The following is a 19,027-nucleotide window of genomic DNA, read 5'->3' on the forward strand; positions in this document are numbered from 1 at the left end:
AGCTATTTGTTTTACTCTTCTCTTATATTTGTAATCTCTATGATATTGTCATCTATGTTGAGAAGAAATGAATTATTTGTACTACCTGTTGATTTATAATGATAATTCATCATTTTGTATTTGAAATAAAAGACCCAAATAGTATAGGGTTTTCTCATTTCGAATTTATGAATACTGAATCAATTAAAATTACTTTCTTATACGTCCTAAGAAGGTTGGTATGTGGGTACTATTTAAAAAGGAATAAAAACACTTCTTATGAACCCTTTCAAATGCTACTTGGGAAGTTCAGGCATATTATTTCCGTCGACCAGAAAGCAAGTCGGTTTTTATATCTATTTTCCCAGTGAGTCTCGCTTTGTAAACACCGTAATTTTCCATGACACACATCACGTAATTCCGTGTTTCTGTATAAGGGATACGTTCAATCCAATCGATGACGTTATCGAGAGGTTGTCCTCGAGGATCGCCATAGCGCTTGATCCATTCATTGACACGGCGGGGGCCTGCATTATAGCCAATAAGAGTTAGTATATAGGATCCATTAAAACGTTCCAATTGTTCATTGAGAAAATGGGTGCCTAATGTCACATTATAACGCGCATCACTGCTAAATCTTTTAGGAGACCATGCGATTGAGTATTTTTTTGCTAGTGCTTCTGCAGTTGTAGGAAGCAATTGGAGTATCCCTTGTGCACCTGCTTGTGATATGGCTGTTGGATTAAATTCGCTTTCTTTGTGTGCAATGGCATAGATAAGCGATTTTTCTTCTACAGAAATATGAGCAGAGTCTGGTATAGCTCCCAGAGGATGAGAGAGTGCTCCGACATTTTTTCCTAGGAAAGCAGCCATTTTTCCGATTCTGAGGCTGGTATAATAGTCACCATTTTTTTCTGCCATAACAGCCAGAAGAGCTAATTCACCGGGGCTTTCTATTTTTTTTCCGAGTTCTCTATAAAAAACTTTAGCAAACTCAGCATATCCAGCTTCTTCAAGACGTTGAATTGCTTTGATCGCTTTTCGTGCACTAAAATGTTGTCGCTCAGCGATTGTTGGTTTAGGAAAAGAGATATTAATTTTTTTTTGGTTGAGTCGCGCAGCGGCTAATTGACCATAATACGTTGCGCCAAAATGAGCGGCGCGATGAAAGTACAGCTGGGCATTTTTATGTTCTCCTAGCGTTTCTGCTGTTCGTCCCATCCAGTAATATCCACGTGATGCAGCAAAAGGTAAAGAGGAGAGTTGAGGAATGCGTGAAAAATGTTGCATTGCCAACTTAGGGTTATGAAGAAACCGTAGTGCATACCATCCTGCGTGAAATTCAGCATCGACGGCTAATGCAGATGTCATACCGGTGTGCCTTGCAACGAGTTGATAAGCTATTTGGGGTTTGTTTAAATCAAGCATTTCACGAGAAAGGGCGCGTTGCTCTTTCCACAATGATTGAGGGTTCATAAGATGGAATGCATCTTGTGATGTTTTCATCATGAGTGTTGCGGCTGCATCATATTGTTCTGTTCGCCGCAGATGGCGCATTCGAGCAAACTGGAAGAGAGGATCTTTTTTCCATACTCTTTCTAAAGCTTTTAATTTTTGTGTTGCGCTAGGATCATTTTTTTCAACCGCCACAAAAGCATCAAAAAGAGATTGAGCATGGGCTAATTTTGCAACGCGTGCCGCTGAATCAAAACGATGTGCATACAACATAAACTGCATGCGTTTTAAATGATCAATAGGTTTTAAGGCAGCACTTGCATTTTTAAGAACAAATACTTCTTCTTGTGCATTAAGCCGTGTTTTATGCCACCATGGTGCAATAATGTGTTGAGCACGGGTGATTTGTCCCGTTGCAATGAGTGCTTTAGCAAAGAGAGCCATGCCTTGTGCTGTAAGGGGGGGATGATGAGAAAATTTTTGGATAATGGCGTGTGTGATATTGGTTTCGTTAAGAAAAGCACGTTCAGCATTGCGTTGCATCGTTTCTATACCAGGCCATCCTTTTAGCATGTTAATTGCATTAGATATTTCAGAGCTTGGTATATTATTTTGCTTTGATAGTCCTAGCGCCCATGTCAAAATATAACGATCAAGGCTATGTTTTTCCATTGAATTACGAAGATTTATTGTTTTTGCAATATTGTTGTTTGCTAGTGCATCTAATCCAGCTTTTAGTTGTTTGAGTGTCGAAGTATTGTGCGATGTCGTGTGTCTCTGTTGAAGAGGTTCTTGAGCTTCTTGTTTTATGGCAATGGGGGTAGGACGTGTCGAAGGGATTGGTACTTTCCCATGTAAAAGCGGTGTTTGTGCAAGTGCACTTGAAAATAAAATTCTTATTGCCAGTATAAGTGCAGTAAAGGTTGATACGAAAAGAGAGGTGGAAAATACACGCATAGAGAAAAGACCTTGAGACCTTGCTTTTTGTAAAAAAAACTTAAGGTTTTTTAGAACACAAGCGTGAAAAACGCGTTAATATAGACGGTTTGTTTTAAAGAAATGTTCAACATTTAAGGAGGTCCATTTTCATCTTATGAGGGCTTTTTTTGAAATTCATCTTGCTTCAATGATAGAGCAAGATTATGCTCTATTTAAAATTTATAAAAGGCGATTATAAAAAAATAAAAGCAAACATTATAGGGAGTTTATCATGCTCAAGGGAGCTATAACTGCGCTTATCACCCCGTTTGATAACAAGGGCGCAATTGATGAGAAGGCATTTTGTGATTTTGTTGAATGGCAGATTACACAAGGGATTAATGGTGTAAGCCCTGTTGGGACAACAGGTGAATCAGCAACTTTAAGTCATGAAGAACATAGGCGAATTATAGAATTGTGTGTCAAGCAGGTCGCAAAGCGTGTTCCTGTTATTGCGGGAGCGGGATCAAATAGCACAAGTGAGGCTATAGAGCTTGCACAATATGCAGAAAAGGCTGGTGCAGATGCAGTTTTGGTTGTCACTCCTTATTACAACAAACCAAATCAATCTGGTTTATACAAGCATTTTTCTTCTATTGCCAAAGCTGTTTCTATTCCGATTATAATTTATAATATCCCTGGTCGTTCTATTATCGATATGGCCGTGGAAACGATGAGAGATCTTTATCAAGATTTTAAAAATATCGTTGGTGTTAAGGATGCGACGAGCAGAATTGAGCGCGTTAGTGAGCAACGTGAAAAGTGTGGCAAGGATTTTATGCAGCTTTCCGGTGATGATTGTACAGCGTTAGGATTTAATGCACATGGAGGTATGGGGTGTATTTCGGTTTCCTCGAATGTTGTTCCAAAGCTTTGTGCAGAGCTTCAAGCTGCGTGTTTTCGTGGTGATTATAAAACAGCACGAGAATTAAATGATCGCCTCATGCCTCTCAATCGTGCTGTGTTTATTGAACCTAGCCCAGCAGGGATTAAATATGCTGCTACAAAATTGGGGCTTTGTGGTGAGACTGTACGTTCTCCGATTGTTCCATTAACAGAGAGCACAAAGAAGGTTATTGATGTAGCCCTCAGCCATGCTGGTCTTTTAAAAGCATAAAATGATATTGAAAAAGTCATGAATAAAAAAAAGAACGCGCCCGTACGGAAAATAATTGCTGACAATCGTAAAGCACGTTTTAATTTTGAAATCCTTAATAATCTCGAGGCTGGTCTTGTCCTTCAGGGAGCGGAAGTGAAGTCCTTACGTTCCAATCATGCTAATATTGCTGAAAGCTATGCGAGTTTTGAGAATGGGGAATTATGGTTAGTAAACAGCTATATTCCTGAATATACGCAGGCTAATCGTTTTAATCATGAACCACGACGTTTGCGCAAATTATTACTTTCAAAACGTGAGATGGCACGTTTTTTTAATGCAACGTCTCGTGAAGGAATGACACTTGTTCCTCTCAAACTTTATTTTAATGAACGAGGGCGCGTTAAGTTGGAGATCGCTCTAGCGCGAGGGAAAAAGCTTCATGATAAGCGCGAAACGGAAAAAAAACGCGATTGGGGACGTGAAAAAGCAAGACTTTTAAAAAGATATGGATGACGGATGCGATTTAGATATCCTTTATTTATAGCGCTATTTAAAACAGTTTTAGCATTGATCTAAGTATGTTTTTACTGCTTGAAAAATTTGGTGAAACATAGCGTCTGTTAAGCGGCCAGTATTCGTATTATAACGAGAACAGTGATAGCTTGAAAAGATGCGTAATCTACCGATATTATTGATTTCGCCATGTCCAAAAGGGTGAGCTAAAACTTTTGCATTAAGGGCACGTATTGTTGAATGGTGCGCAATGGTGCCTAAGGTAATAACGGCTTTAAGTTTGGGAAGATTTGTTAAAAGAGGAGAGAAGAAATAGCGGCACGTGTTAATTTCTGCACCGGTGGGTTTATTTTCTGGTGGAACACAACGAACAGAGTTAACAATTGCTGCATCAATAAGTTCAAGAGTATCGTCTGCTCTTTCTTCAAAGGTTCCTTGGGCAAAACCAAACTTTTTTAAAGTTGAATAAAGTAAGTGCCCAGCATAATCACCAGTAAATGGACGTCCAGTTCGATTTGCTCCGCGTAATCCAGGGGCAAGCCCAACAATAAGAAGGCGTGTTGTGTCTGGCCCTTTATAAGGAAAGAATGGGCGCACCGGTGCATTATACCAACTTGGTTCTTTTACACGCCAGCCAGCGATAAATTGATGAAGCCTAGGACATAAATTGCAATTTGGGGGTGGTTCTGGGCAAAGCGATGTTAATTGGCTATTCATGGTGTTAGGCATTAATCGTTTTTCTATTTTTTTGAGTCTTTTATAGCGTATATGACGGGTTATGGTTTGATAAACAATCTATAATGAATATAAATAAACTTTTTTAGAAGAAAGTTTAATATAAACTTATTGCTCATTATTGTGTAAGGATAGGTCATCTTTCAGTAATTTATTCGATGAATAAGAGTGCAATACACATGATGTTCAAAGAAAAAAGTTCTCTCTTTAGATAAAGATATTATCATAAAAAGTATGTATAAGGCTGCTGTTATTGCAAAGGGTTTAAACAGCAGGTATTCCTTTTAAAAGGATAAGGACTCCAGACAAGTATTCTGTCAAGAAAGATCTCCCTTTGTTTGAAGTCAATCTATTGGAATGCTTTTAAAAGAAATTTTGATAACGAGCATGAATAGGTTATACATTTTTATAAATTTTCCAAGATTTTTTTTTAATAAGTTCTTTAATTAAAAAATATAAAAGTTTGTGTTGTTTTTCTTGTGTTTTATTTTGATTATTGTATATACTCTATACCCACTATGAAGTTTTTTAATCTTTAAGAAAGAGGCATAAATGGCCCGCGTAACAGTAGAAGATTGTATTGATAAAGTTGATAACCGCTTTGAGTTGGTACTTTTAGCAGGTCATCGGGCGCGTCAGATTTCACAAGGGGCGCAGATTACGGTTGATCGCGATAATGATAAAAATCCAGTTGTTGCTTTACGTGAAATAGCAGAAGAAACATTGTCGCCTGCTGATTTAAAGGAAGACCTTATTCATTCGCTGCAAAAACATGTGGAAGTAGATGAGCCAGAAATGGCAAGTGAATTTATTACCCATTCAGGTGAAGCTGAAAGTGTTTTTAATACGTCGTCGCAAGAAGAAGGTACTTCATTTGATCATATGTCAGAAGAAGAGCTTTTAGCGGGTATTGAAGGTTTGGTTGTTCCAGAAAAAAGTGACGATTACTAATTGCAGCAATTTATGTTACAGGAGTAAAGATACCTTGTCATGTAAGGAGCAATTATTTTTCTTGTCTTTTTTGATAGGACATGTTCAATAAAGATTAGAGGTGTGAAAAGATAAAGGATATGCTCGTATGATGCGTCAGTGTGAGCTTGTTGGACGTGTTCAACGTTACAAGTCTGACGTAGATGAGGCTCTTTTAAACAGGGCCTATGATTATGCAATGAAAAAGCATGCACATCAAAAGCGTGCATCAGGTGATCTTTATTTTTCTCATCCTTTAGAAGTTGCTGCTATTTTGACAGATATGCGGTTGGACGAGGCAACGATTGCTGTTGCTCTTTTGCATGATACAATTGAAGATACAAGCGCTACACGAGCAGAAATTGATCAGATTTTTGGTTCTGAAATTGGAAAGTTGGTTGAAGGGCTTACAAAGCTTAATAAGCTTGATCTTGTATCAAAGAAAGCCGTACAAGCAGAAAATCTTCGTAAACTTCTTATTGCTATTTCTGATGATGTTCGTGTTCTTTTAGTCAAACTTGCTGATCGTCTTCATAATATGCGTACCCTTGGTGTTATGCGTGATGATAAACGTCGGCGAATTGCTGAGGAGACGATGGATATCTATGCGCCACTTGCAGGCCGTATGGGTATGCAGGATATGCGTGAGGAGTTAGAGGATCTCTCTTTCTTTTATTTAAATCCAGAAGGTTATCGTACGATTACCAATCGACTTTCTGAATTATTGAAACACAACCGTGATTTGCTTTCCACAATTGAAAATGAATTGACAAAACTTTTTTTCGAGCATGGCATTAAAGCAGATGTTAAAAGCCGTCAGAAAAAATCTTATTCAGTCTTTCGCAAAATGGAAAGTAAAGCATTATCTTTTGAACAATTATCGGATATTTTTGGATTTCGTGTGATTGTTGAGTCCGTGAATGATTGTTATCGTGCTCTTGGTGTCATTCATACGACATGGCCAATGGTTCCTGGTCGTTTTAAAGATTATATCTCTATACCAAAGCAAAATGATTATCGTTCTATTCATACAACAATTGTTGGTCCTTCAAGACAACGTGTTGAGTTGCAAATTAGAACGGCTGCTATGGATGAAGTTGCTGAATATGGGGTTGCTGCTCATTCCATATATAAAGAGCACGGTTCCAATTATTCGACTGTGAAGTTATCAAGTGAAACGAATGCCTATGCATGGTTGCGTCAAACGATACAATCTTTGTCTGATGGAGATAATCCAGAAGAGTTTTTAGAACATACAAAACTTGAGCTTTTTCAAGACCAAGTTTTTTGTTTTACGCCGAAAGGTCGATTAATTGCTTTTCCTAAAGGAGCTACGCCTATTGATTTTGCTTATGCCGTCCATACAGATATCGGTGATTCTTGTGTAGGTGTAAAAATCAATGGTCGTATTATGCCTTTAATGACCAAATTAAAAAATGGTGATGAGGTTGATATTATTCGCTCACACGCTCAAATTCCGCCAGCAGCATGGGAATTTCTTGTTGTCACAGGTAAAGCACGTTCAGCTATTCGACGAGCAAGTCGTGCAGCAGTACGTAAACAATATTCGGGTTTAGGATATCGTATTCTCGAGCGTTCATTTGAATATATGGGAAAGCAATTTTCAAAAGACCTTTTGAAGAAAGTTTTGCCACGTTTAGCACGTAAAGATGTAGAGGATGTATTGGCTGCTGTTGGGCGTGGAGAGCTGTTTTCCGCTGATGTGATTAAAGCAGTTTATCCTGATTATCAAGAGCGTGTCGTACAAAAGCCCTCTTTTAAGCCTGGGGAAGAAGGGTGGTTTAATATTGAAAATGCTCAAGGGATGATTTTTAAAGTTCCAGAAAATGAAAAGGATACAATGGTTGAAAATCATCAATCTAAAGCATTACCTATTCGAGGAACTCGTGGAGATATTCCTGTACGCTTTTCACCAGAAGGAGCTGTGCCTGGAGATCGGATTGTTGGTATTATGCAGCCAGGGGCTGGAATTGTTATTTATCCAATACAATCTTCAGCTTTGATGGCGTATGATGATCAGCCAGAACGATGGATTGATGTCCGCTGGGATATTGATGCCCAAATGAATGAACGTTTTCCTGCACGGATGAATATTTTAGTTGTAAATAGTCCTGGTTCTTTGGCTGAAATTACACAAATAATTTCTGCTAACGATGCCAATATCCAAAATTTATCTTTTATCCGTACAGCACCAGATTTTACAGAAATTATGATTGATTTGGAAGTGTGGGATTTAAAACATTTGAATCGTATTTTTTCTCAGTTAAAAAAGGCAGGTTCAGTAAGTACAGTACGGCGGGTTCATGGATAAAAAGAAAGATTTTGCAATGAATACACAAGATGTCATTGATATTTTTAAACAAGCAGATGCTATTCTAGAAGGGCATTTTATTTTAACATCGGGGCGCCATAGTGCGACTTATATGCAAAAGGCGAAAGTATTCATGCATGCTAATTTGACGGAAAAGCTCTGTCGTGGATTGGCTGAAAAAATAAAAGAATCTATCAAGGAATCAATTGATTATGTCGTTGGTCCCGCAATTGGCGGTCTTATCCCTTCCTATGAGACTTCACGTCACCTTGGTGTTCCTTCTCTTTGGGTAGAGCGTGTAAATGGCATCTTTGAATTGCGTCGTTTTGAAATCAAGAAAGGTGCACGGGTTGTTATTGTTGAAGATATTGTAACAACGGGTCTTTCCATTCGAGAGACTGTTGAAGCACTTGTTGCAGCAGGAGCAGAGGTATTGGCCAGTGCATGTATCCTTGATCGTTCTGGTGGTAAGGTCAATGTTGGAGTTCCATTGATTGCGCTTGCTGAATACGAGATAACCTCTTATGCTAGTGATGCACTTCCTGCAGATCTTTCTGTTCTTCCCGCGATTAAACCAGGCAGTCGAAATATTTAATTGTCGTTCTATTTTTTGTGCAAAAGCTTAAAAAGATTAATTTGGATGATATAGATTATTTCATCATCAAAAGATGTATATTGAGAGTCATATGCTTTTTCGTCGTCGAGAACCAATAGATTTTGTAACGCGTATTCGACTTTGGTTATGGCCACGTCGTTCATTTTCTCGCTCATTTTGCTACATACATAAACGTATTTTGCGTATATCAGCAACACCGCATGAAGTAGCATTAGGGGTTGCTGTTGGCGTTTTTTTAGCGTGTTCCCCTTTCTTTGGGCTGCATATTATTTTGGCAATATTTTTTTCTTGGCTTTTGCGTGCAAACTTTGCTGCCGCAATCATTGGGACGATTTTTTCTAATCCACTCACATTTTTATTGATTGTCATGGCTGATTATAAAGTAGGGTATTTTTGTTTATCACTTTTTAGCGATGTCAAAGAGATTTCTCTTTCGCAAATTCGTGCTCTATTTAATGGTTTGACATTGTCAAATCTCTCTCTCCTCTTTAAAGGCGCATGGGACACAATTATGAGTCCTATGATTTTAGGGGGAACTCTTTTAGGTATTGTTTTTGGTGGTTTATCTTATATAGGTGTTTACAGAGCAACGGTTCGTTTTAAACAAAAGCGATATCAAAAGATTATAAAAAAAAGGCGTTTAAAGAAGCGCTCATCGTAAGAAAGATCGGGTAATATCTTATGATTATTGGTCTTGGAAATGATCTGGTTGATATACGACGTATTGAGAAAATGTTGGTTCGTTATGGTGAGCGTTTTATCCAACGGATTTTTACGGATATTGAAAGAAATAGATCTGAAAATCTCAAAAAAAGCTCCTCTTCCTATGCAAAAAGATTTGCTGCGAAAGAAGCATGTGCTAAAGCCTTAGGAACGGGAATCGCTTGTGGTATCAATTGGAAAGACATGGGGGTAGTTAATTTGCCATCTGGTAAACCAATAATGCAATTAACAAATCGTGCGCAAATGCAACTTCAAAAGTTATTACCTCCTCATCATGATGCAGTTATTCATCTTAGCATAACAGATGATTTTCCTTGGGCACAGGCATTTATTATTATCGAAGCACTTCCACGTGGATAGATGGCGTGAGAGATTGTGCTTTTGTTATTTGAATATTATGATGAAAAAATTATATCTGTGATGAGAAGGCAGTTGGTGATGATCCCAAAAGATAAAGTGCATAAAAAAGAAAAAAAAGGTGGGCTTCTTGAATTTATTTCTGTTTTAATACAGGCTTTGCTTTTAGCAGCGTTTATTCGGACACTTTTTTTCCAGCCGTTTAGTATTCCTTCCGGTTCAATGCGTCCTACTTTGTTGGTGGGAGATTATCTGTTTGTTTCTAAGTATGCATATGGGTATTCTCGTTTTTCCATCCCCTTTTCTCCTCCTCTTTTTTCTGGACGGATTTGGGCATCTCAACCTCAACGTGGAGATGTGGTCGTTTTTCGCTTACCAAGTAATCCGAAGATTGATTATATAAAACGCGTCGTTGGGCTACCAGGTGATCGTATACAAGTCCGTCAAAGTGTCCTTTATATTAATGATGAGGCTGTTTCACGTTACTTTATGGGGGAGATTGATAATTCTGATATAACAGAAGTGAACTATCCTGTTGAGGTTTATCGCGAGACAATGCCTAACGGTGTTAGCTATGATACACTTGATTTAGCTTTCATCCCCAAAGTTGACGATACAGAAGTCTTTGAAGTTCCTCAAGGACATTATTTTATGATGGGAGATAACCGCGACAATTCAGATGATAGTCGTTTGGATGTAGGCTATGTTCCAGAAGAAAATCTTATTGGTCGCGCGAGCGTGATTTTCTTTTCTATCAGTAATGGTTCAAGTGCTTGGCAGATTTGGCGTTGGCCATTTGATGTGCGTTGGAAGCGTTTGTTTTCTTTCATAAATACGGTTCATGATTTGCCGCTTATCAAGCAAGGAAACAACGATGAAACGTCTAATGATTGATCAGCTTGTCAAGCTGACGGGACATCGTTTTAAAGATGAAGAGAGATTAAAGAAGGCATTAACACACTCGAGTGTACAAGATTCGGAACAAGGAAATTATGAACGGCTAGAATTTCTAGGGGATCGGGTTTTAGGGCTTTTGATTGCAGAAATGCTGTATCAACTTTTTCCTCAGGCAAGTGAAGGTGAATTATCAGTCCGTTTGAATCATTTGGTCAATGCACAGACATGTGCTGATATTGCGCGCGAAATGAAGCTTCCTGACATGATCCACGTTGGTTTTGAGATGAAAAATTTCGAAGAGCGTCGACTCATCAATATGCATGCAGATGTCGTGGAAGCTTTAATTGCTGTGATATATCTCGATGGAGGATTGGAAAGCGTTCGCCCTTTTATTCAAAAATATTGGCAAAGTCGGGCAAAGAAAATGGATGCTGGTCGACGTGATGCCAAGACAGAATTACAGGAATGGGCGCATATCCAAGGCAATGCACAACCACATTATCAGGTTATAAAACGTTCAGGTCCAGATCACGATCCTGTTTTTATGGTAGAGGTAAATATTGCTGGTTTTGCTTCAGAGATTGGGCAGGGAAGCTCCAAAAGATATGCTGAAAGAATGGCAGCTGAAAAAATTTTGCGACGAGAGGGTGTATGGAAAACAGTGGGAAAAAATGATCATGAGTGACGTTATGAAAACGCGTTCTGGATTTGTTGTGCTTATTGGGATGCCTAATGCCGGTAAATCGACACTGGTTAATCAATTGGTTGGAACAAAGGTTTCAATTGTAACACATAAAGTACAAACAACACGAACTTTAATCCGCGGTATTGTCATTCATGATGATGTGCAAATTGTGTTGGTCGATACACCGGGTGTTTTTCGTCCCCATAAGCGCTTAGAACGAGCCATGGTCTCTGCTGCTTGGGGAGGGGCTAAGAGCGCTGATGTTCTGCTTGTTTTAATTGACGCTCAAAGTGGTCTTTCGGATGAAGTTGATATGATGTTAGATATTGTGAACAATATGAAACAAGAAAAAGTTCTTGTTCTTAATAAGGTTGATACAGTTGTTAAATCATCTCTTCTAGCGTTAACCACTAAAATAAATGAACGTGTAAAGTTTGCGCAAACATTTATGATTTCTGCTCTAAACGGTTCTGGTTGCAAGGATTTACTTGATGCGCTGAGTAACATGATGCAGGAAGGGCCATGGTATTATCCAGAAGATCAAATTTCTGATATGCCCATGCGTCATCTTGCTGCTGAAATTACGCGTGAAAAACTTTTTCTTCGTCTTCATGATGAACTTCCTTATTCCTCAACGGTTGAAACAGAAAACTGGGAAGAGCGTTCAGATGGTTCCGTTAAAATTAATCAAGTTATTTATGTCGAGCGTGAGAGTCAGAAAAAAATTGTCTTAGGAGCAAAAGGCGATACAATTAAAGCGATTGGTCAAGCAGCACGTAAAGAACTCATGGAAATTATGGATCAAAAGGTTCATCTTTTTCTCTTTGTGAAAGTGCGCGATAATTGGGATACCGATCCAGAACGTTATCGTGAAATGGGATTGGATTTTTTAAAATAAGATTTTTAAAAATAATTAAAGTAAAATGAAGTGGAAAGAACAAGCCGTTATACTTGGTACACGCCAATATGGTGAAACAAGTGTTATTCTTGAGATTATGACACGTGAACATGGTCGTTATATGGGAGTGGTAAAAGGGGGGCGCTCGCGTCGCATGGCTGCTCTTCTTCAACCTGGAAATTTTGTGGAGGCTGAATGGTGGGCTCGTTTAGACGAACATTTGGGACTTTTTCGGCTTGAAGCTCTTGATTTACATGCGGCACGATTAATCTGTCTACCAGAAGCACTTTATGCTTTGCAATTGATAGCTTTTCATTTGCGGCTTCTTCCCGAACGTGATCCGCACCCCATTTTATATGATATTTTACACCTTTTTATGCAGAATTTTGATGAACCATTTATCAATGCAGAATTGCTTGTACGTTTTGAAATGCGGCTTCTTGAAGAACTTGGTTTTGGTCTTGATTTATCTTGTTGTGCTGCAACAGGTCGTCAGGAAAGGCTTCATTACGTATCACCAAAATCTGGTCGGGCTGTCTGTGAAGAAGCAGGAGAACCTTGGAAAAAAAAGCTTCTCATTCTACCACAGTTTCTTGTACAAAGAATGACTCGTCCTGCTGATTTTAGTGACATAATAAATGGTTTTATACTGACGGGTTTTTTTCTTATGCGTCATGTCTGGGAGCCACGAGATATAAAGCAGCCGTCAGTGCGCATGAATTTGATACAATTGTTTGAGCGCCAATTTGGTGTACAGGCATTAATTTGTTGATCTGATGATAATTGAATGGGAAAATGAGAATTTTAAAGACAATTGCTGAAGTTCGCCAATATACTTCAGAGGAACGACGTTTAGGTTTTTCGATTGGTTTTGTTCCAACAATGGGGGCATTGCATGATGGTCATCTTGCATTAGTACAGTATGCAAGAGCAATGTGTGATCGCGTAGTGGTTTCTATTTTTGTCAATCCAAAGCAATTTGGACCTCATGAAGATTTTTCTCAATATCCAAGAGATTTGAAGGGCGATTGTGCTTTGTTAAAAGAAGCAGGTGTTGAATGTGTTTTTGCTCCTTCTGTCGATGAAATGTGGCCACTGGGAAATGATACAATTGTGAAGGTGGAAAAATTATCACGTATTTTGATAGGAAAATTACGTCCAGGGCATTTTTGTGGTGTAACGAGTGTTGTTGCTAAGCTTTTTAACATTGTCCAACCAGATAAGGCTTTTTTTGGGGAAAAGGATTTTCAACAAATTTTAATTATTCGGCGTATGGTTGAAGATTTGGCTTTTCCTATTGAGATTGTTGGAGTTCCTATTTTACGTGAAGCAGATGGAGTTGCGCACTCTTCACGCAATCAGTTTTTAACATTAGAAGATCGTAAAGCTGCCAAAATTATTCCTAAAAGTGGAAAAGCTGCTGAAAAGCTTTACCATGAAGGTGAACGGTCGGTTGATAAATTATGCAAAACTGTTCGTGATATTTTACAACAAGAAACGCGTGCAATCATTGAAGCAATAGATTTACGGGATATGGAAACTTTATGCGTGATCAAAGGAACATTGAATAAACCGGCGGTTTTACTCCTTACTGTCCGCTTTGGTGAGGTAAGACTTATTGATCAATATATATTGCAAGAGAAGGATGGAAAATGAGTGTACATAAAACCGTAAAGCGTATGACATCTTCCGAAATACGTGCAAGAAAGGGACAACAGCCAATTGTTTCTTTAACAGCTTATCAAGCTTATACTGCACGGATTGCTGATCCATATTGCGATATCCTTTTGGTTGGTGATAGTGTTGGCATGGTTGTATATGGGTTTGAGACAACGCTTCCTGTTAATTTAGATATGATGATTTCACACGGGAAAGCCGTGGTGCGTGGATCTCAAAAAGCTCTTGTTGTTATTGATATGCCTTTTGGGTCTTATGAGGAAAGTCCAGAGCAAGCTTTTTTAAATGCATCGCGCATTCTTGCACAAACGGGGTGTGGTGCAGTTAAGCTTGAAGGTGGCGTTTATATAGCCGAAACAATAGATTTTTTGTGTAAACGTGGCATTCCAGTGATGGGGCATATCGGTCTTACACCCCAAGCAATGAATCGTTTTGGTGGTTTTAAAACACAAGGACGCAAGGAGAATGATTGGCAAAGAATTGAAGCAGATGGAGCAGCGATTGAAGAGGCAGGTGCTTTTGCTGTTGTTTTAGAAGCAATGGTTGAACCTTTAGCGGTGAAACTGACAGATAAGCTTTCTATCCCTACGATCGGTATAGGGGCGTCCAATCAATGTGATGGGCAAGTATTGGTTATGGAAGATATGTTGGGCTATGGTTCTCATGTGCCAAAATTTGTACGCCGTTATGGAGACCTTGAACAAGCCATGGAAACTGCAATAAAGAATTATGCAGAGGATGTCACATCTCGTGCTTTCCCAGCGGATAATGAAGTTTATAAACTAAAATAAACTTCAGTTTAAGATGAAAGGTTTGACAAGAGAACATTTGTTATTTTGATAATGAATGTGCATTTTTAATATATTTTGTATGCAATTTGAACTGTGATTTTTTCCATTTCTTTAATGAAGTCACGCCTCTCATGCAAAACAGAACGCCATTGGGTCGCTAATTCACATGCTTTTTTAAAGAAAGCTTTCTTAAGGTACCCAACCTATTTCGCGACGGCGTTCGTGAATAGTATAGTGGTAAGTCCCTTATGAAGTGTATAAAATTTATAGAGTACTCCCGTCTTTACGCTTCATAAGAGAGCAAGCCGGTATCATCACACACTTTTCCAATTTTCAATGCTGCGACAGCGCTTAGCACTTGAGATGGTTCATAAGAAGCATTTTAACTCTTTCTTTAAAAAATTTTACTCACACGCCAGCCCCGCTTGTGGTGTGCAAGAGAATGATTTTGATTGATCCAATATAAACAGATTTGAAATGAGTGAAGCTTACGATATTAGGAGCTCTCATTCAAAATGAAAAAACAATGAATTATTATTATAAGTCAGTGTGATGAGTCTGTAATGACAAGGAATCAACAATGCGAAGGGGCTATAATCTTTGGACATCCAAGTCATTAAAGCGCGTTAAAAATGCGTTTTCAATGTGTTGGGTAGAATAGGAGGATAAATTCAGATCATCGGGTAAAATATTATTGGGAGAGCCAAAATAGCGAAGGGCTTCTTCTGTATTAAATCCAGCAAGCGTAATCGATTCATAATATGCAGCGATACGGTCGGCTTGTTTAATTTTTTTTAAAAGTTTTTGAGAAAGATCAACGGGAAGAGAAAAGCGCATGTGGATAGCATCTTGGATGCGCTTTTCAACGCGTTCATATTGTTTTCCTATGACAGCTTTAAAAGGGGAAATCATATCGCCGATGACATATTCTGGAGCATCATGAAGAAGGGCATAAAGACATTCATTGCTTCCCGATTGTGGAAAAAGTTTTTGAAATATTTGTTCAACCAAAAGTGAGTGTTGTGCAACAGAATAGGCGTGTTCTCCTCGTGTTTGACCGTTCCAACGTGCTACACGAGCAAGTCCATGGGCAATATCTTCAATTTCAACATCAAAAGGAGAAGGGTTGAGAAGATCAAGTCGCCTTCCAGAAAGCATTCTTTGCCAAGCACGTGCTTCTCCATTTTTTAATAATTCAGCTTTAGCCATGCGTATTTTCTACAGTATTTTCAGGAAAGGTAAAATTCATATTTTCAGCAATGCTTATAGTGACAGGAATGTTTTTTACAGTAAAGGGGATGTTATGATCCATAGCATCTTTTACGTGGTCAATACGCAGTAAAGCAAGAGCTTCATTGTCTACACATGTTCCCAAGGATCCAAATACTTTTGTTCCTGCTTCAATGCTAGATTGAGGGGACAATTCATGCTGGCCTTTTACAATTAAAATACGGCGACGTGCTGCTTGGCGGTGGTGCATTCGTGAAACAACTTCTTGTCCAATATAACACCCTTTGTTGAATGCAAGTCCATTTATTTGATCGTAATTAATATCATGAGGAAAGACTTTACCAACTTCATAATCTTGACCACTTTCTGCAATTGCATAACGGATACGCAATTGATTCCACATGTTATGATATTCTGAAGCCAAAAAAGATGTTTTGCCATAGATTCGTATTATTTTTTCTTTTTCTGGGAATCGTTTATCAACAAAACTTGAATCAAAATTTAAAGTATCTGATTCATTTTTCCAAGAAACTGTAACAACTTCTTGGAATGGTTGTGTAATTTCTATTTTTTTACGCAGTTTATAAAGCAACAGACGCTTGTAGAGTATATCAGCTAAAGGCATGATAATATCAATCAAATAACCATCTTCTTTTTTGCCAATAAGAAAATCAGCAAGAACCTTTCCTTGAGGGGATAAGAGGGCTCCAGGGAAAATTTCTTGCGGGTTGATTTTTTTTACATCTGTTGTGATTAGGGATTGCAGAAAATCTGTTGCTTCTTCGCCTGTAATTTGAATAATTGCGCGATTTTTTAAGCAAATGGCATTTTGTTTTTCAATCATGGTTCTTGCCTTTCTGCTCAAAGTTACATAATCGATAAGAGAGGAATATGTAAGGAGCGTGGCTATGTTTAAAACATTTGATACAATTTTTAAAGGTGCAACACTTGTGAATCATGATGGAAGAAGCAAGCGTGATATTGGTGTTACAAATGGCCGTATTGCTGAAATTGGCGACCTTACATGTGCATCGGCAGGTGAGGTGATTGATTGTACGGGGCTTCATATTTTACCGGGAATTATTGATAGCCAAGTACATTTTCGCGAGCCAGGTAATGAATATAAGGAGGATTTGGAAAGTGGCTCGTATTCTGCTGTGTTAGGGGGGGTGACAGCAGTTTTTGAAATGCCTAATACCAATCCATTGACAACATCAGAAGCTACATTAAGCGATAAGGTTAAACGCGCATTTCATCGAATGCATTGTGATTTTGCATTTTGGGTTGGAGGAACGCGTGAAAATGCTCATGAATTGTCTGAATTAGAAAGACTTCCTGGTGCAGCTGGAATTAAAGTCTTTATGGGGTCTTCTACGGGTGATCTTTTGGTCGATGATGATGAAAGTGTACGCCTTATTTTGAAGAATATACGCCGTCGTGCGGCTTTTCATTCTGAAGATGAGGCGAGGCTCAAAGAGCGTAAAATACTGCGTATTGAAGGGGATGCATCATCACATCCGATTTGGCGTGATGAAGTTGCGGCATTAAAATGTACGCAGCGTTTGGTAAAAATTGCTCATGAGACGAAGGCTCGGATTCATGTGTTACATCTTTCGACAGAAGAAGAAATTGATTTTCTAAAAAAACATAAGGATGTTGCAACAATTGAAGTGACACAACACCATTTGACGCTCACGGCTGATGATTATAAGCAATTTGGTACATTAATTCAGATGAATCCGCCTATTCGTGAGCCGCGCCACCGTGAAGCTCTTTGGTACGGTGTTCAACAGGGGATTATTGATGTTTTAGGCTCAGATCATGCGCCTCATACTTTGGAAGAAAAGCTTCAATCTTATCCTTCTTCACCTTCAGGAATGACAGGGGTGCAAACAACAGCAGCAATTATGTTGACACATGTGAATGCAGGAAAGATATCTCTTGAGCGTTTTGTTGATCTCACGTCACATGGCCCTAGTCGTATTTTTGGTATAAGCTGTAAAGGACGCCTTGCTGTTGGATACGATGCTGATTTAACAATTGTTGATCTTAAGCGAGAAGAAATTATTACGAATGGCTTAATTGGTTCGCGTGCCGGTTGGACACCTTATGATGGTAAAAAGGTTAAAGGTTGGCCTGTTGGGACCATTATCCGTGGTATGCGTGTGATGTGGGAAGGTGAAATTGTTACTTCTTCACAAGGAGAGCCTGTTAAATTTATAGAAACTTTGGTGTAAATAGATTAAACTTTATAGGTTTTATTTTATTATGCCATAAAACATCGCCTTTTAGAGCGGTGATATAAGGCATGCTAGCTTCCTTGGCACATAAGTATTTTTTTAAGTGTATGGTGAATATTTTTAGACTTGTTTGTCAAGCCTTTAGTACTTTTAGTTTAAGTAATAACATGGGTGAGAAGTCAAGAAGAATCTGTTCAACAAGAACCCAACCTATTGATAAACAAGCTCTGAGGGTAGGCAGGAAGCCAAAGAGCGATTTTGTTCAGGGGAAAGACGCTCACAAGAATAAAAACGTGTCGAGGAATTATTTTTCAAAAATTTCTCTATTTTCAGAGTAGGTTTACAGCTCCCCTCATTTGTGAGAGAACATGGTTGATATTGCTGAAATTGAAGAAGATATTTTTTGTATAGATTAATTATTTATAATGCATGAGGAGTTTTTCGGATAAAGTTCTTCCTTCCTCAACGTATCTTTGATTGGCTTCAATTGCTGCTTGTGTACAATGATGATAATTTTCTGAGAAAGCACGGTATGCTTCATTAAACGCTTCATAAAAATAAGCGCGTCTTTGTGGGATAGGCTTTTCTGCTTCAATCAATGCGTTCATGTAGTCATACCATTGGTTTGTTGGAGTCTCGCAAAGATTTTGAAGAGAATGCAGAGATCCCAAAATTTCCGCTAGTCGGAGTAATTTTTTCTCATAAGGTGGAGATTGTTGCGCAAAGGTTGGCATTGAACTTACAATGAATATTAAAATAATGATGTTCATCAATCTATTACGCATTATTGTTATTGTTTTCCTTGGAATAAAACTCTGTACAAATAAAATAATTGTGTCATGAAAACGATGTC

Annotated in this window: 19 protein-coding genes; 14 read left to right on the plus strand and 5 right to left on the minus strand. The window is 38.5% G+C overall.

Translation table 11 applies throughout. The features are described 5' to 3' along the window. Positions 1-297: 297 nt before the first annotated feature. Positions 298-2,391 (minus strand): lytic transglycosylase domain-containing protein, encoded by a 2,094-nt coding sequence (locus ACFIN0_RS01840; RefSeq protein ID WP_375701794.1) that lies wholly within the window; start codon positions 2,389-2,391, stop codon positions 298-300. 253 nt (positions 2,392-2,644) lie between these two features. Here ACFIN0_RS01840 and dapA point away from each other — a divergent pair, with 253 nt between their 5' ends. Further along, positions 2,645-3,529, plus strand: a complete 885-nt coding sequence (gene dapA / locus ACFIN0_RS01845) for a 4-hydroxy-tetrahydrodipicolinate synthase (RefSeq protein WP_375701795.1) — start codon at positions 2,645-2,647, stop codon at positions 3,527-3,529. 18 nt (positions 3,530-3,547) lie between these two features. Next, positions 3,548-4,024: an SsrA-binding protein SmpB gene (smpB, locus tag ACFIN0_RS01850; RefSeq protein ID WP_012231306.1), complete on the plus strand. Its 477-nt coding sequence runs from the start codon at positions 3,548-3,550 to the stop codon at positions 4,022-4,024. 48 nt (positions 4,025-4,072) lie between these two features. Here the strand turns inward: smpB and ACFIN0_RS01855 are convergent, their stop codons facing one another. After that, the gene (locus tag ACFIN0_RS01855; protein WP_375606474.1) at positions 4,073-4,741 is read right to left on the minus strand and encodes a uracil-DNA glycosylase; all 669 of its coding nucleotides are present in this window, start codon (positions 4,739-4,741) and stop codon (positions 4,073-4,075) included. A 570-nt stretch (positions 4,742-5,311) separates the two neighbouring features. On the opposite strand from ACFIN0_RS01855, the gene rpoZ reads away from it, so the two are divergent. The 11 genes from rpoZ to panB all read left to right on the plus strand — a co-directional run bounded on the left by rpoZ (position 5,312) and on the right by panB (position 14,704). Next, the gene (rpoZ, locus tag ACFIN0_RS01860; protein WP_273791104.1) at positions 5,312-5,710 is read left to right on the plus strand and encodes a DNA-directed RNA polymerase subunit omega; all 399 of its coding nucleotides are present in this window, start codon (positions 5,312-5,314) and stop codon (positions 5,708-5,710) included. 127 nt (positions 5,711-5,837) lie between these two features. Beyond that, entirely contained in the window at positions 5,838-8,060 is a 2,223-nt protein-coding gene (locus ACFIN0_RS01865) for a RelA/SpoT family protein (RefSeq protein ID WP_375606310.1), read from the plus strand. Between the two features lie 16 nt (positions 8,061-8,076). After that, entirely contained in the window at positions 8,077-8,655 is a 579-nt protein-coding gene (gene pyrE, locus ACFIN0_RS01870) for an orotate phosphoribosyltransferase (protein ID WP_375606473.1), read from the plus strand. 91 nt (positions 8,656-8,746) lie between these two features. Beyond that, positions 8,747-9,337: a DUF2062 domain-containing protein gene (locus ACFIN0_RS01875; protein ID WP_375606309.1), complete on the plus strand. Its 591-nt coding sequence runs from the start codon at positions 8,747-8,749 to the stop codon at positions 9,335-9,337. Between the two features lie 20 nt (positions 9,338-9,357). Next, positions 9,358-9,759, plus strand: coding sequence for a holo-ACP synthase (gene acpS / locus ACFIN0_RS01880; protein WP_375606308.1), 402 nt, complete (start codon positions 9,358-9,360; stop codon positions 9,757-9,759). Positions 9,760-9,837: 78 nt separating this feature from the next. Continuing rightward, positions 9,838-10,650 (plus strand): signal peptidase I, encoded by an 813-nt coding sequence (lepB, locus tag ACFIN0_RS01885; protein WP_375701796.1) that lies wholly within the window; start codon positions 9,838-9,840, stop codon positions 10,648-10,650. Further along, the gene (gene rnc, locus ACFIN0_RS01890; protein ID WP_375606306.1) at positions 10,631-11,338 is read left to right on the plus strand and encodes a ribonuclease III; all 708 of its coding nucleotides are present in this window, start codon (positions 10,631-10,633) and stop codon (positions 11,336-11,338) included. The genes lepB and rnc overlap by 20 nt, the downstream gene beginning before the upstream one ends. Then, positions 11,331-12,236, plus strand: a complete 906-nt coding sequence (gene era / locus ACFIN0_RS01895) for a GTPase Era (protein ID WP_375701797.1) — start codon at positions 11,331-11,333, stop codon at positions 12,234-12,236. The genes rnc and era overlap by 8 nt, the downstream gene beginning before the upstream one ends. Before the next feature lie 25 nt (positions 12,237-12,261). Beyond that, complete coding sequence (recO, locus tag ACFIN0_RS01900; protein WP_375610149.1) at positions 12,262-13,008, plus strand: DNA repair protein RecO; 747 nt, start codon at positions 12,262-12,264, stop codon at positions 13,006-13,008. A gap of 23 nt (positions 13,009-13,031) precedes the next feature. Then, positions 13,032-13,892, plus strand: coding sequence for a pantoate--beta-alanine ligase (panC, locus tag ACFIN0_RS01905; protein ID WP_375701798.1), 861 nt, complete (start codon positions 13,032-13,034; stop codon positions 13,890-13,892). Then, a complete protein-coding gene (panB, locus tag ACFIN0_RS01910) occupies positions 13,889-14,704 on the plus strand; it encodes a 3-methyl-2-oxobutanoate hydroxymethyltransferase (RefSeq protein ID WP_375701799.1) in 816 nt (271 codons plus the stop codon). Before panC ends, panB begins: the two co-directional genes overlap by 4 nt. A 591-nt stretch (positions 14,705-15,295) precedes the next feature. Here panB and ACFIN0_RS01915 read toward each other — a convergent pair. Both ACFIN0_RS01915 and ACFIN0_RS01920 read right to left on the minus strand, forming a co-directional pair. Then, positions 15,296-15,913: a YfbR-like 5'-deoxynucleotidase gene (locus ACFIN0_RS01915; protein WP_375606302.1), complete on the minus strand. Its 618-nt coding sequence runs from the start codon at positions 15,911-15,913 to the stop codon at positions 15,296-15,298. Further along, positions 15,906-16,778, minus strand: coding sequence for a YgfZ/GcvT domain-containing protein (locus tag ACFIN0_RS01920; protein WP_375701800.1), 873 nt, complete (start codon positions 16,776-16,778; stop codon positions 15,906-15,908). The genes ACFIN0_RS01915 and ACFIN0_RS01920 overlap by 8 nt, the downstream gene beginning before the upstream one ends. Before the next feature lie 64 nt (positions 16,779-16,842). Here ACFIN0_RS01920 and ACFIN0_RS01925 point away from each other — a divergent pair, with 64 nt between their 5' ends. Then, a complete protein-coding gene (locus tag ACFIN0_RS01925; RefSeq protein WP_375606300.1) occupies positions 16,843-18,171 on the plus strand; it encodes a dihydroorotase in 1,329 nt (442 codons plus the stop codon). 419 nt (positions 18,172-18,590) lie between these two features. Here ACFIN0_RS01925 and ACFIN0_RS01930 read toward each other — a convergent pair whose 3' ends face one another. Next, entirely contained in the window at positions 18,591-18,959 is a 369-nt protein-coding gene (locus ACFIN0_RS01930; protein ID WP_375701801.1) for a TIGR02301 family protein, read from the minus strand. Between the last annotated feature and the right edge of the window lie 68 nt (positions 18,960-19,027).

It is taken from the genome of Bartonella sp. AA89HNZF, assembly GCF_042196905.1.
Lineage (GTDB): Bacteria > Pseudomonadota > Alphaproteobacteria > Rhizobiales > Rhizobiaceae > Bartonella.

Excerpts from the sequence above, each read along its gene's own strand:
- panB (WP_375701799.1), top strand. The coding sequence starts at position 13,889 with ATGAGTGTACATAAAACCGTAAAGCGTATGACATCTTCCGAAATACGT.
- ACFIN0_RS01930 (WP_375701801.1), bottom strand. The coding sequence starts at position 18,959 with ATGCGTAATAGATTGATGAACATCATTATTTTAATATTCATTGTAAGT.
- ACFIN0_RS01875 (WP_375606309.1), top strand. The coding sequence starts at position 8,747 with ATGCTTTTTCGTCGTCGAGAACCAATAGATTTTGTAACGCGTATTCGA.
- era (WP_375701797.1), top strand. The coding sequence starts at position 11,331 with ATGAGTGACGTTATGAAAACGCGTTCTGGATTTGTTGTGCTTATTGGG.
- dapA (WP_375701795.1), top strand. The coding sequence starts at position 2,645 with ATGCTCAAGGGAGCTATAACTGCGCTTATCACCCCGTTTGATAACAAG.
- ACFIN0_RS01925 (WP_375606300.1), top strand. The coding sequence starts at position 16,843 with ATGTTTAAAACATTTGATACAATTTTTAAAGGTGCAACACTTGTGAAT.
- lepB (WP_375701796.1), top strand. The coding sequence starts at position 9,838 with ATGATCCCAAAAGATAAAGTGCATAAAAAAGAAAAAAAAGGTGGGCTT.
- ACFIN0_RS01840 (WP_375701794.1), bottom strand. The coding sequence starts at position 2,391 with ATGCGTGTATTTTCCACCTCTCTTTTCGTATCAACCTTTACTGCACTT.
- ACFIN0_RS01865 (WP_375606310.1), top strand. The coding sequence starts at position 5,838 with ATGATGCGTCAGTGTGAGCTTGTTGGACGTGTTCAACGTTACAAGTCT.
- ACFIN0_RS01920 (WP_375701800.1), bottom strand. The coding sequence starts at position 16,778 with ATGATTGAAAAACAAAATGCCATTTGCTTAAAAAATCGCGCAATTATT.
- ACFIN0_RS01915 (WP_375606302.1), bottom strand. The coding sequence starts at position 15,913 with ATGGCTAAAGCTGAATTATTAAAAAATGGAGAAGCACGTGCTTGGCAA.
- ACFIN0_RS01855 (WP_375606474.1), bottom strand. The coding sequence starts at position 4,741 with ATGAATAGCCAATTAACATCGCTTTGCCCAGAACCACCCCCAAATTGC.
- rpoZ (WP_273791104.1), top strand. The coding sequence starts at position 5,312 with ATGGCCCGCGTAACAGTAGAAGATTGTATTGATAAAGTTGATAACCGC.
- smpB (WP_012231306.1), top strand. The coding sequence starts at position 3,548 with ATGAATAAAAAAAAGAACGCGCCCGTACGGAAAATAATTGCTGACAAT.
- acpS (WP_375606308.1), top strand. The coding sequence starts at position 9,358 with ATGATTATTGGTCTTGGAAATGATCTGGTTGATATACGACGTATTGAG.
- rnc (WP_375606306.1), top strand. The coding sequence starts at position 10,631 with ATGAAACGTCTAATGATTGATCAGCTTGTCAAGCTGACGGGACATCGT.
- recO (WP_375610149.1), top strand. The coding sequence starts at position 12,262 with ATGAAGTGGAAAGAACAAGCCGTTATACTTGGTACACGCCAATATGGT.
- panC (WP_375701798.1), top strand. The coding sequence starts at position 13,032 with ATGAGAATTTTAAAGACAATTGCTGAAGTTCGCCAATATACTTCAGAG.
- pyrE (WP_375606473.1), top strand. The coding sequence starts at position 8,077 with ATGAATACACAAGATGTCATTGATATTTTTAAACAAGCAGATGCTATT.